Below are 12,725 nucleotides of genomic sequence, written 5' to 3'. Positions count from 1 at the left end.
TAGGATGTCCCATATTTGGTCCGTTATTAATCATGAAATGATCCAGCATGAGCCCCTATTTTTATAAAAAATTTCTTTTTTATTTCAGCTCTTTGGAAATAATAAAATAAAAAAGAGGGACGTGGAGTCAATGAGTGATAATCAGAACACGGCATTAACTGCAGCTGAAATAGCGCAACTATGGTCGGCTTATTTGAACAGCAGCATGTGTAATTGTATTTTCACATACTTTTCACATACTGTTGAAGACCAGGAACTACAGTCTATGCTTCAGGATAGTATTCAATTGACTGAAAAACATTTACAGAAGCTGACTGGCTTTTTTGAAAACGAAGGGTTATCCGTGCCATATGGATTTAAAGCAGAGGAGGATGTAAAGGTTGCTGCTCCAAGGCTTTATTCAGAAAATTTCACATTGAATTTCCTCTATAATATTGCCATGTTTGCTGTCAATTTTTATGCGCTGTCCAAAACACTGTCTGTCAGGTCTGATGTCCTTGAATATTTTAACACTTGCTTGATGGAAATCAATGAGTACGAAACAAAGCTAAAAAAGATGCTGCTGAATAAAGGCATATATATGAAATCACCTCATGTTATTCCAGTAAAAGAAACCAGCTTTGTTGAAAGCAAAAAATTCATGGGGGGGCTGTTCGGCGATAAAAGGCCTCTGAATGTGATTGAAATTACAAATATATATACCAATTTGAAAAGGAATGCATTGGGAAAAACGGTTATGGTTGGGTTTAGCCAAGCTGCCCAATCGAAGGAAGTTGGCCAATTCATGGCAAGGGGAAGGGACATTGCAGCAAAGCATACAAAAGTCTTTGCTGAGATGCTGGAAGAAAGTTATTTGCCTGCAAGCATGACTTGGGATATGGAAGTAACAGATTCCACTTCTCCACCTTTTTCAGATAAATTAATGATGTTTATGACCACATCGCTCATTGCCCTTAGTGCAGGAATTTATGCAACAAGTGCTGCTTCAAGTGCGCGAAAAGATATTTCGATTAATTTCATTCGCTTGTCTGCAGAAATCGCTAATTTTGCTGAAGATGGTGCAAACATTCTCATAAAAAATGGCTGGTTCGAGGAGCCGCCGCATCCGGCAGACCATGATGAACTGGCAAATATATAATCGCGGAAGGCTGGGGAAGGGACGTATACCTTTTTCCAGCTTTTTTGCGAACATATAAGGTAGTTAATTGTAATGAATAACGACGAAAACGTCTGTTCTCTATAAGAAATAGTAGTTAATCAAGAAGAATAACGACGAAAAAGGCTGCGCTCCATAAGAAATAGTAGTTAATCGTAATGAATAACGACGAAAAAGGCAGGGCTCCGTAAGAAATGGTAGTTAATCGTGATGAATAACGACGAAAAAGGCTGCGCTCCATAAGAAATGGTAGTTAATCGTGATGAATAACGACGAAAAAGGCTGCGCTCCATAAGAAATGTAGTTAATCAAGATGAATAACGACGAAAAAGGCTGTGCTCCATAAGGAATGGTAGTTGATCGAGATGAATAACGACGAAAAAGGCTGAGTTCCATAAGAAATGGTAGTTAATCGTAATGAATAACGACGAAAAAGGCTGAGTTCCATAAGAAATGGTAGTTAATCATAATGAATAAAGACGAAAAGGGCAGACTCCGTTGGAAAATGGTCGTTAATCAATCCGATTAACGACGAAAATAACAAGATCCCCATAAGAAATGGCAGTTAATCATAATCAATAACGACCATAATACCAATGCCCATCATGATATAGGTGTTAATCTCAAATCGACCCTTAAGCTTTTTCCGTGTAAAATAAAATGCCACCTACTATACTAAAGAAGAATATACAGTATTGGAGGAATCGGATATGCATATTGAAATGTGGACTGACTTCGCTTGACCGTTTTGCTATATTGGCAAAAGGCATCTGGAGGATGCCATTAAACAGATTAATCATCCAATTGAAGTGACTTATCGTTGTTTCGAGCTTGATCCGACGGCTGAACGGGATATAAAGGATAATATGTATGAAAAGTTATCCAAAAAATATGGGATGACGATTGAACAGGCGAAAGCCAACACGCAAAACATGGTGCAGATGGCGAGAAACGCCGGGCTGGAATTTAACATTGATACCGTCGTTCTCACTAACACGTTTGATGCTCACCGTCTGACGATGTTTGCCAAAACAAAAGGGCTAATGAAAGAAATGACTGAACGGCTGCTCCGGGCTTATTTTACAGATTCCAGGCATATAGGAGATCATGCCGATTTAGCAGAATTAGCCGAAGAAGTTGGCCTGAACCGTGAGGAAACAGAAAAAATGCTTGCCGGCAATGAGTTTGCAGATGAAGTCCGTGCAGATGAGAAATTGGCACAGCAATACCGCATCACCGGGGTTCCATTCTTCCTTATTAATAAAAAATATGCACTTAGCGGAGCTCAGCCAACTGAGATGTTTGTTCAAGCTTTGCAGAAGATTATTGCTGAGGATGAGATTACTGTTTTAAATAATAATGACGGTATGATCTGTGATGATGACGGCTGTGAGATTCCTAAAAAATAATACGAAAATGAACCAGTCTAACTGTCCTTTAAAAAGGCCAAGACTGGTTCTTTTTAATTCATCCATAAGCCCAACTTGAAAAATCGACGTACCTTCTTTTTTTATAGGCATATGATGTGTTGATAAATCTGTGAAGGGAATGACATATATTGTATCATCCTAATGCGTATTCCTATCCATATTACCCTTTTGTAAATGCACCTGTATTTCATACTGACGACATGTTAAGAAGCAATCAGAATCATTTTCAGCAGCTTTGTGAAACTGTTCTTGAAGGAGTCAAAAGGGAAGCTTCGGTGCTTGAGCTATACACGCAGCTCGCAGAACAAGCCCCTAATGAAGAGCATAAACAAAATATCATTCAGGCTATCGAAGGAAAGAAAGTCCATTTAACCCATTTCTGCAATCTTTATTATAATTTAACGGGAACACAGCCGGATTATCAGATTGGCGATGTATCCATTGATCATTACCGTGATGGCTTGCATAGGGCTTATCAATTGGAAATGGAAGGTTTCCAGGAAAATCAGCGAGGGTCCGCACTTTCTCAGCTTCCTCAGGTTCAGAATGTGTTCATTTGGGCTATGACAGGGGAGCAGGAAAATGCAGCGCGGCTTGTTTCACTAAATGACCGGATTACCGATTATGGCCCTCAGCCATTTGTCGTTGATATAGAGGAAGCGACAAAGCAAAATAACACTTTCCGGACGGCTATTTGGACAGGACAGCATTTGCAGCTGACATTGATGAGCATAAATCCAGGTGAGGATATCGGCCTGGAAATTCATCCTGAACTTGATCAATTCTTAAGAATTGAAGATGGTGAAGGGATTGTACAAATGGGGGACAGCAAGGATCGATTAGATTTTCAGCGCAAAGTAGCAGACGATTTTGCCATCATTATCCCTGCTGGAAAATACCATAACATCATCAATACAGGCAGCAAGCCTCTCAAGCTATACTCCATTTACGCACCGCCGCAGCATCCATTTGGGACGGTGCATCAAACGAAAGCAGATGCCATGGCTGCTGAGGAAGAGCATCAGCAAGGATATTAAACGAAAAGGGATGAAACGAAAGCGGTCAGGTGACATTCGCTTTCGATTCATCCCTCTTTTATAGGGATTAGAATCTCATTACATAAATTGCTCTTGTCTGGTAAGTATACTTAATAAAACTAATAGCTGGAGAAAGTTATGCAAAATTTAGTTAAAGTCCTAATACCCAGACAACTGTTTCTATTGCTCATCCTGTCCACAGGCTTGCTTAACCATGTCATTTTAATTCCGAATTTATTGACAGCTGCCGGAAGAGACAGCTGGCTGAGTGTGATTGCAGCCTATCCGATCTCACTGATTTTCATGTGGCTTATTTACTACATACTTAAAAACTCATCAGATGAAGGTTTCTTTTCCATGCTGAGACAGCGTCTCGGAAGGACAATTTCCGTTCTCTTATCGGTTCCTGTTATTGTTTTTTTAATTACGAGCTCCTATATAACATTCAGAGACTTAATGATTTGGTTAAATGCGTTTTTCCTGGCAGATGCCTCTGTATTAATGATTAACATCATTTTAATCATTGTTTGTTTCATTATGACCATGGCCGGTGTGAAGTATATGGCTATATCAAGCGGTGTACTGCTGCCGTTTGTGATGATTTTCGGGGTATTTATTTCCATTACAAACACCAGATTGAAGGACCCCAGCCTGTTGTTTCCATTATTTGCAGGAGGTTTAGAACCTTTCATGAGCGGAATTATCTATACTCTTTCGGGATTGCTTGAGGTTTATATCATACTCTTACTGCAGCCATATTCACAGAAACCCTTTAAATTTAAGCATTTAGTTTTCCTTTTGACGCTTCTGACAGGATTAACCTTAGGGCCGCTTACAGCCTCGATCATGGAATTTGGTCCTGTGGAAGCGACGAAATTTCTTTACCCTGCCCATGAGCAATGGAGGGTCTTAAGCATTGGGGAGTACATCTCTCATATGGACTTTCTCGCCTTATATCAGTGGCTGAGCGGTGCATTGATCAGAATTGGCTTATTTATGTATTTAATAGGTGCATTTTTTCAAGTCAAAAAGAAACATTATCGATTGAATCCCAAATTGGTCCTTACTTTATACGTGGTTTTGTTTGGATTGATGAGCATAAAGATCGAAACTCACACTTTTTATCAATTTATCTATAAGTATTATCTTCCAGTCAGTATGATGTTTTTTCTGTCTTATATCCTTTTGTCTGCCCTGATTGTATTAGTTCTGAAGAAAAGGGATGAAAAACATGGCAAGAACAAAAATTCTAAAGTCCAATCCTCAACCTAAAGAGAATGGCTGCGCAAAGGCAGAAGAACTAGAGCAGCAATTTTGCAAAAACAGTGATTTTGTGAAGAAATCCCACGTTACAGAGAAAGATCAGTTTGAGATTTTATATTTCGATACCTTGGTTAATACTCAATATTTGGATCAATATATCCTGCCGATGATTGCAGCTGAGAAGGAAGGCCTGGCAAAAGATAAGCTCATGACTTTATTTCAAGCTGACCTGGTAACGGATAAGTCAATTGATGACTTGTCTCAAATGCTTTTTGAAGGGAATTTTCTGTTCCAGGCTGATAAGGACCTATTAAGTATTAGAGCAGCAAACCTTCCAAAAAGGCAGCCTGAAGAATCTGCGCTGGAGACATCGATTAGAGGCCCAAAGGATGGATTTGTAGAAGATCTGCAGACCAATATATCTTTAATACGCAGAAGGCTCAATACCAGCACTTTATGTGTTGAAAAATATACATTTGGAAAACGAAGCAAAACGAAAGTGGCCCTTATGTATATGGATGATATTATTGATAAGCGTGTGCTGGAAGAGATACATAAAAGGCTTGGGAAGGTTGAGCTCGATATTTTGACGAGTATCCATGAACTCGACTCCTTAATTAGGGATCGCCCCTATTCGATATTCCCCAGCCTTGATTATACCGGCCGGCCGGATTTTATCGTTCAGGCACTGAATCAGGGGCGGTTCGCCATATTGGTGGATGGAAATCCAACCGTTACTTATGCCCCAGTCAATTTACTATTGCAGACTAAATCGCCTGAAGATTATTACATGAATTATGCGTTTGTCAGTATGGAAAGATTTATTAGAATGATTGGGATAACGGTATCGGGTTTCCTCCCAGGGGTATGGATCGCTTTTTCCGCTTTTAATATTGAACAGATTCCTTACCTGCTGGTTGCCACTATTTCAGTGTCCAGATTTGGCCTGCCTTTGAGTGCGCCAATTGAAATGTTCATCATACTCCTTTTGTTTGAGCTTTTTAATGAAGCGGGAATCAGGCTGCCGAGAGCCATTGGGCAGACAGTGGCCGTACTCGGAGGTTTAATTGTCGGGGATGCTGCTATAAGAGCAGGATTAACCTCGCCAACGATGCTGGTTGTTGCGGCGATTACGTATATATCCTCTTTCACCCTTGTGAGTCAGTCCCTTAGTTCTGCCATTACCATTGTTAGATTCGTGGTTATCATCATGAGTACTTTTTTAGGCTTGTTTGGAGTCATCTTATGCTATATTATCACTGTTTTATACTTTTCGACGCTCTCATCCTTTGGGGTTCCTTACCTCTCAGCTGTAGCTCCAATCAGCTGGAGAGAAAGCATAAAGGCATTTCTGATGCTGCCTGTACAATTTTATAAATCCCGATCCACGACTACCAGCCCTGACGATCCCACGAGGAGGGAGAAGTAATGGTCAGAAGCGTGATTCTCATTTCCGTTTGCTGTCTAATGCTTTCTGGCTGTTCCGGCATTAAAAATATACAGGATTTAACCTATATTGTTTCAATCGGAATGGATTATGATGAAGAAAAAGAGGAATACACAGTATATCTCCAGGGTCTAAACTTTTTAAATGTCGCTAAGCAGGAAGGGGGAAAATCAGCAGAGCCTGTCCCTATTTTTGTGGCTTCGGCAAAAGGAGAAACGTTAAATTTAGCTGTAAGAAAGCTGTATAAAGTATCTGAACCTCCTTTATATTTTGGCCATGTAAAAACTCTGGTCATCACAAACCGGATTGTTCAGCACAAATTTCAGGAAGTGGTGGAGGAAATTGGAAAGAATCGTTCTATTCGCCCTACGCTTCATGTCGTCACAACAGATGAAGAAATTGAAGAGGTTTTTAATATAAATGCCTTATTTAATTATCCAGCCGTTTATACCGTTTTATTTAAAAAGGATGCTTACGAGGTAGCACAAAATGAGATTAGGCCGGTAGCATTAATGAATTTTCTGCGGGAATATTATGAACCAATGAATGCAGCGAAACTGCCTGCCGTTAAAATTGATAAAACAAGCTGGAAGGCAGAAAAGGATTATCCGGTATTATATTTTGATGGCTATTCCGTTTTTCAAAACAGAAAATATATGAAGGAACTAGGTTTTGAGGATTCCTTATTTCTCAATTGGCTGATGGAAAAATATATTGCTGTAGACGAAAGAGTCGATGTAGAGGGTAAATTGGCTGCAGCAGTAAAGCTGGAAAGCCCGAGGCTGAAAATCAAGTATGATGAAGATTCACCCACCCCAAAATTTTCGATTGATTTATCCATTCGTACTGATTTACTGGAAAAAGTACAGGACATTTCCATGAACCGATTAACAAGTCTGGTTGAAGAGGAAATAAAAACGAAACTAAGAACACTCTATTTGGATGGAGTGAAAAATAAGATTGATTATCTGAATGCCGGCGAGAAATGGTTTCGCATGCATCCTGAGAAATTTGCGGATTTACAAAAAACTGGCCATTTTTATTTGGAAGAGGACTCGCTTACTGATATCGAGGTAAAAGTTCAGATTTTTAACTTCAACAGCTATAAATCTAATCAATGAGGCCGGGAAGAGACGGAATGTCTCTTCCTATATTTATTGGTCAATTAAATTTATTAATAAGAATAATTTCCCTTCATTTTGGGCACTAATCGAAGTATAAATGTTCTTCGGAGGGTGCTTTAATGAAAAAGGAAAATAAAAACCTATTTATAGCCGGTTTAATCCTTGGGTTAGGTCTTGTAGGGGCGATTGATGGCATCGTATTTCATCAGCTGCTTCAATGGCATCATATGATTTTGAGCCCAAATATCCAACTTGAAATCTTTACAGATGGCTTATTCACTGCTCTATTTTCTGCTAAGCTGCTTTGGGGTGGGATGAAAATTTTTCAGGATGCCCGGAAAAATGAATTGGGCACAAGCTGGAAGCTATTTATTGGCGGTATTTTTATTGGGGGAGGCACATTTAATCTTGTCGAAGGAATTGTCGACCATCATATCCTCCAGGTTCATCGTGTCAAACCATTAGCCGAAAATCCATTATTCTATGATTTAGCCTTTTTAGCCATTGGGCTATTGCTTGTTATGATTGGTCTTATGATCAAGCGGATGGAGAAGGAAGCATGATGAAAAGAGCAAGAAGTTTTATCAGTTTTTGCATCATCTTTTTAGGTTTCTTTTATTTTTACACAAGTCAGAATCCCCACAGCCAGACGGGTGCAGACCAGCATATGGGACATGGCTATGTGGAAATCCCAAAGGATCATGAAGTTCCCGCTGTCAGCATAAGTGTGTCCCCGGATGGCCCGGATACATGGCTTTTAAAGCTGGATCTGCTGCATTTTGCTTTTGCCCCGGAAAAAGTCGGTAAGACAGAGCCAAGCTATAACGAGGGCCATGCCCATTTATACATAAATGGAAAAAAAATCAGCCGTTTATACGGAGAGTATTATCATATTGGCAAGCTGAAAAATGGAGAAAATGATATCACCGTAACACTCAATTCGAACAATCACGGGGCTTTAATGTCCAATGGAAAACCCGTTATGGCCAGTATGACTATTGATGTTAACCAATAAGTGAAGGGTTTGGAATCAAGGACAGTCAGCTGTTAAATAAGAAACCGCAGTTTTGTCATCCATGGCGCGACAAAGTTAGGTTTCTCCTTTGTTGAGTATAGCCCATTTGTCCTTTACCATTAATAATAAAGTACTTTATTTTGAAAGGATGAGTGTACATGGCTCAATCTAATCTAAAAGTAGCTGTACAGAAGTTCGGTAATTTTCTGAGCTCAATGGTTATGCCGAATATCTCTGCTTTTATAGCATGGGGTCTTATTACAGCTTTATTTATACCTACTGGCTTCTTCCCAAATGAAAGCCTTGCCAAAATGGTAGGTCCAATGGTGACATACTTGCTTCCATTATTAATTGGTTATACGGGAGGTAAGCTTGTACATGATCAGCGCGGTGCCGTTGTTGGTGCCATCGCGACTATGGGTGTCATCGCAGGTGCGGAAATTCCTATGTTCCTTGGCGCGATGGTTATTGGTCCACTGGGCGGCTATGTGATTAAGAAATTCGACCAGATAATCGAAGGCAGAGTGCGTGCAGGCTTCGAAATGCTCGTAAATAACTTCTCAGCAGGAATTCTTGGTGCGATTATCGCCATCCTTGCTTTTGAGGGGGTAGGGCCTGCGGTTGATGTATTCACGGGCTGGCTTGTAGCTGGAGTTGACTGGCTTATTGGCACAGGACTTCTGCCGCTGACAAGCATCTTAATAGAACCGGCAAAAGTATTATTCCTTAATAATGCCATCAACCATGGTGTTCTTTCGCCAATTGGGGTTGAACAGGTAAAAGAAACAGGACAATCCATCCTGTTCCTGCTTGAAGCAAACCCTGGACCTGGTATCGGTGTTTTGCTTGCTTACATGTTCTTCGGAAAAGGCAATGCCAAGAAATCAGCTCCAGGTGCCGGAATCATTCACTTCTTCGGCGGGATTCATGAAATTTACTTCCCATATATTTTAATGCGTCCTATGCTGATAATTGCCGTTATTCTTGGCGGAATGAGCGGTGTGTTCACACTTGTTCTTTTAGGCGGCGGATTATTCGCTCCTTCATCACCGGGCAGCATTATCGCCATCACGGCTGTAACGCCTCATCATGCAAGTGCATATATTGCAAACTTCGCTGGTGTGCTTGTGGCTGCTGCTGTGTCATTCATCGTCTCTGCATTTATTATGAAAACAGGCAAGCAGGGTGAAGAAGATATTGAAGAAGCTGCGAAAAAGATGCAGGAAATGAAAGGAAAGAAAAGCTCTGTTTCAAACGTATTTGAAGGCGGTCATGCTGCAATGCCTGATCATGTTTCCAAAATCTATTTTGCCTGTGATGCAGGAATGGGCTCAAGTGCCATGGGTGCATCACTTCTCCGCAAAAAGGTGAAGGAAGCAGGCATGGACATTGCTGTTACGAATACAGCGATTTCCAATTTGCCAGCAGATGCTGAAATCGTCATTACACAGGAAGAACTGACACCAAGGGCACGCCAAAAAGTGCCGAATGCATTCCATGTATCGGTTGATAACTTCCTTTCAAGTCCGGAGTATGATAAGCTGATCAGCGCACTTCAGTTCCCGGCTAACTCGGAACTTCACGAAATCGTTGAAGATGCTGAAGAAAATGTTCCTGACATCTTGGACGAAGAAATGGCTCATGATGACGATTTATTGCGTCCGGAGAATATTTTCCTGAACAAAGAGTTTGCTGATAAGGATGAAGCGATCCGCTTCGCAGGAAGAGTGCTAGTGGATGCGGGCTATGTGGAAGAAAGCTATATTGAAGCAATGATTGAACGTGATAATATCACTTCTACTTATATGGGGAATGATGTAGCGATCCCGCATGGAACTGAAGAAGCCAAAAAAGCTGTGATCAAATCCGGCTTTACAGTTATCCAGGTGCCAAATGGTGTTGATTTCGATGGCCAAAAGGTCCGTCTGATCTTCGGAATTGCAGGCAAGGACGGCACACATCTTGAAATCCTATCAGGAATCGCGGTAACATGTTCTGACATGGATAATATCGAAAAATTGGCTGCGGCTGAATCTGTACAGACCATTATGGATATTATCGGCAAAAAATAAAACTAAAGCTATTTTCGAATAGAAAAGCGTCCTTCTGCGCTTTTCTATTCAGTGTTTTTGTCACTAATCTTAGAAATGAGCTGATCTCATGTACATTACATCGAGGGAAAAAGCCATTATTGAATCTATTATAAAAACATCGGGTAAGCACACGGCATTGTCGATTGCATCTTCGTTAAATGTGAGTGCGAGGACGATTCAGAGGGATTTAAAGGCAGTTGAGAAAATCGTCAGTGAGTTCGAATTGAAATTAACCCGCAATTTAAATCAGGGACTTGCTATTGAAGGGAAAAATGAGCAGATTTTCCGGCTGATCCAGCATTTGACCAGCAGTGAACCGATCGACCAGCCTCCTCAGGAAAAGAAGCTGCGCCTTCTTATAGCCATTCTTGAAGAAGACTTATACAAGACTCAGGTTCTGGCAGGCTATCTCGGCATCAGCACGGCAACACTGTCAGCCTATCTGGATGAACTTGCTGAATGGCTATCTGTTTTCCAGGTGCAATTGACGAGAAAACGAGGAGTCGGAGTAGAGCTCCACGGATCAGAAGCCAACAAACGAAGAGCGCTTGCACATTTTTTTCTTCAATATTTTCATGAAGAATTAATTGAGAAACTATTTTTGCTGGAAAAAAGACAGCTTGGTGAAGAAAGGATTCTCCATTACTTTGAACCGGATTATCTTTTCCAAGTGAACAGCATTGTACAGACTGTTTTTTCTGGTGCACCTGCACGGTTTGCTGATAGTGGATATCTGGAGGTTGTGCTGCATGTATGCATTTCACTGCAGAGGACACTAAAACAGTTTCCTGTGGATCGGGATGATACCCTTCCAGAAAAGGAAGTTATAGTGGAATACGGTTTGATGCAGCAGGTAACAAGCAAGCTGGAACGAAAATTTGACTGCATTTTTTCAGAAGGGGATGTCCTTTACCTGGCACGGATGCTTAAAGGGACCAAATTGAGCGGAGCCGAGGCTTTTCCATATGACAGCATCGTGCTCGCCCAAATGATCAAGAACGTGATTAAATCTGTTTCGGAACAGCTGCATGTGGATTTAACAAAAGATTTTTCCTTATTTCAGGGACTGCTGGCCCACATGGAGCCATCCATATTTCGCATGAAACAGAATATGGAATCTTATAACCCGCTTAAAGAAGAAATTATGCGCAAATATCCGGTTCTGTTCATGGCTGTAAAAAATAGTCTTGAAGAGGAATTTACTGATATTGATCAATTTTCCGATGACGAGATCGCGTTCATCGTCCTTCATTTTGGCTCAGCACTGGTCATGCAAGAAGAAAATATTTCCATTAAGGCGCTGCTCATTTGCCCAACAGGCATCGGCACATCCAAGATGCTAAAGAGCAGGCTTAAAAAAGAAGCAGCTGAAATTGATTTGATCGAAATCAAGTCCATTAAGGAAATTTCAGAGGGTGCCGACTTGAAAGAATATGATTTAATCCTTTCTACAGTCAGACTTCCTTTTATAAATGCTGAGTATATATTGGTGAATCCGCTTTTAAGCGATGAAAATATTCTCACCATAAAAAACTATTTGCAAAACAATATTGAAAGCCTGACAAAAGGAAAAGAATATCAGCCGGTGTATGGATTCAAACAGGCTGAACAGAGAAACCTTTCTTTATCCGCAATGCTTGCAGACGTAAGAGATATCCAGGAGAGCATTGAGTCTCTTATTCATAACTTTCGTTTTTACCGGATGGATGGTGGAGAAAGCCAGGAGCAGATTCTTAAGAAAATGCTTGAGAATGCCCAAGGAGATAATCTGCTGACGAATCCTGAAGATGTCCTGCAATCCTTAAGGGAGCGGGAAGAAAAGGGCGGCCTTGGCATCCCCGAAACCAATATGGCACTCTTTCATGCCCGCAGTAAAAACGTCCGCGAACTTATTTTTCAAATTGCCCACCTGCCCAAACCATGCATGGTAAAGGGCATGGACGGAAGAGAAGTGGTAATGAAAAACCTTCTGCTCATGCTGGCGCCGCTCGAGCTAAGCAGAAGAAAGCAGGAAATATTAAGCTTAATCAGCACTAATATCATTGAGACAGAGGAAGCGATTCTAATTTTTTCTTCAGCAAATGAAGACATGATTTACAAGAAGCTAGAATCGATTTTTACAGAATACCTTCAGTCACATTTTAAAATAAATCAGTAAAG

Annotated in this window: 10 protein-coding genes; all 10 read left to right on the top strand. The window is 40.7% G+C overall.

The annotated features are described in order from the left end of the window. Positions 1 to 130 precede the first annotated feature (130 nt). A complete protein-coding gene (locus IRB79_RS15700; protein ID WP_243503390.1) occupies positions 131 to 1,138 on the top strand; it encodes a DUF3231 family protein in 1,008 nt (335 codons plus the stop codon). Between the two features lie 773 nt (positions 1,139 to 1,911). Then, a complete protein-coding gene (locus IRB79_RS15695) occupies positions 1,912 to 2,565 on the top strand; it encodes a DsbA family oxidoreductase (protein WP_347815358.1) in 654 nt (217 codons plus the stop codon). Positions 2,566 to 2,714: 149 nt separating this feature from the next. Next, positions 2,715 to 3,623, top strand: a complete 909-nt coding sequence (locus tag IRB79_RS15690) for a cupin domain-containing protein (protein WP_243503389.1) — start codon at positions 2,715 to 2,717, stop codon at positions 3,621 to 3,623. A 138-nt stretch (positions 3,624 to 3,761) separates the two neighbouring features. After that, a complete protein-coding gene (locus IRB79_RS15685) occupies positions 3,762 to 4,895 on the top strand; it encodes a GerAB/ArcD/ProY family transporter (RefSeq protein ID WP_243503388.1) in 1,134 nt (377 codons plus the stop codon). Further along, entirely contained in the window at positions 4,855 to 6,315 is a 1,461-nt protein-coding gene (locus IRB79_RS15680) for a spore germination protein (RefSeq protein ID WP_243503387.1), read from the top strand. The genes IRB79_RS15685 and IRB79_RS15680 overlap by 41 nt, the downstream gene beginning before the upstream one ends. Then, positions 6,315 to 7,454 (top strand): Ger(x)C family spore germination protein, encoded by a 1,140-nt coding sequence (locus IRB79_RS15675; protein WP_243503386.1) that lies wholly within the window; start codon positions 6,315 to 6,317, stop codon positions 7,452 to 7,454. Before IRB79_RS15680 ends, IRB79_RS15675 begins: the two co-directional genes overlap by 1 nt. 122 nt (positions 7,455 to 7,576) lie before the next feature. Continuing rightward, complete coding sequence (locus tag IRB79_RS15670; protein ID WP_243503385.1) at positions 7,577 to 8,020, top strand: DUF2243 domain-containing protein; 444 nt, start codon at positions 7,577 to 7,579, stop codon at positions 8,018 to 8,020. Then, positions 8,017 to 8,472: a hypothetical protein gene (locus IRB79_RS15665; RefSeq protein ID WP_243503384.1), complete on the top strand. Its 456-nt coding sequence runs from the start codon at positions 8,017 to 8,019 to the stop codon at positions 8,470 to 8,472. The genes IRB79_RS15670 and IRB79_RS15665 overlap by 4 nt, the downstream gene beginning before the upstream one ends. A 158-nt stretch (positions 8,473 to 8,630) precedes the next feature. Then, positions 8,631 to 10,544 (top strand): PTS mannitol transporter subunit IICBA, encoded by a 1,914-nt coding sequence (locus IRB79_RS15660; RefSeq protein WP_243503383.1) that lies wholly within the window; start codon positions 8,631 to 8,633, stop codon positions 10,542 to 10,544. Positions 10,545 to 10,632: 88 nt separating this feature from the next. Next, positions 10,633 to 12,723, top strand: coding sequence for a BglG family transcription antiterminator (locus IRB79_RS15655; RefSeq protein WP_243503382.1), 2,091 nt, complete (start codon positions 10,633 to 10,635; stop codon positions 12,721 to 12,723). Positions 12,724 to 12,725: the final 2 nt, after the last annotated feature.

Source organism: Cytobacillus oceanisediminis (genome assembly GCF_022811925.1).
In the GTDB taxonomy this organism is placed as follows: Bacteria; Bacillota; Bacilli; order Bacillales; family Cytobacillaceae; genus Cytobacillus; species Cytobacillus oceanisediminis_D.
Note: the sequence above shows the minus strand (reverse complement) of the source record. Positions and strands in the feature narration are given on the sequence as shown.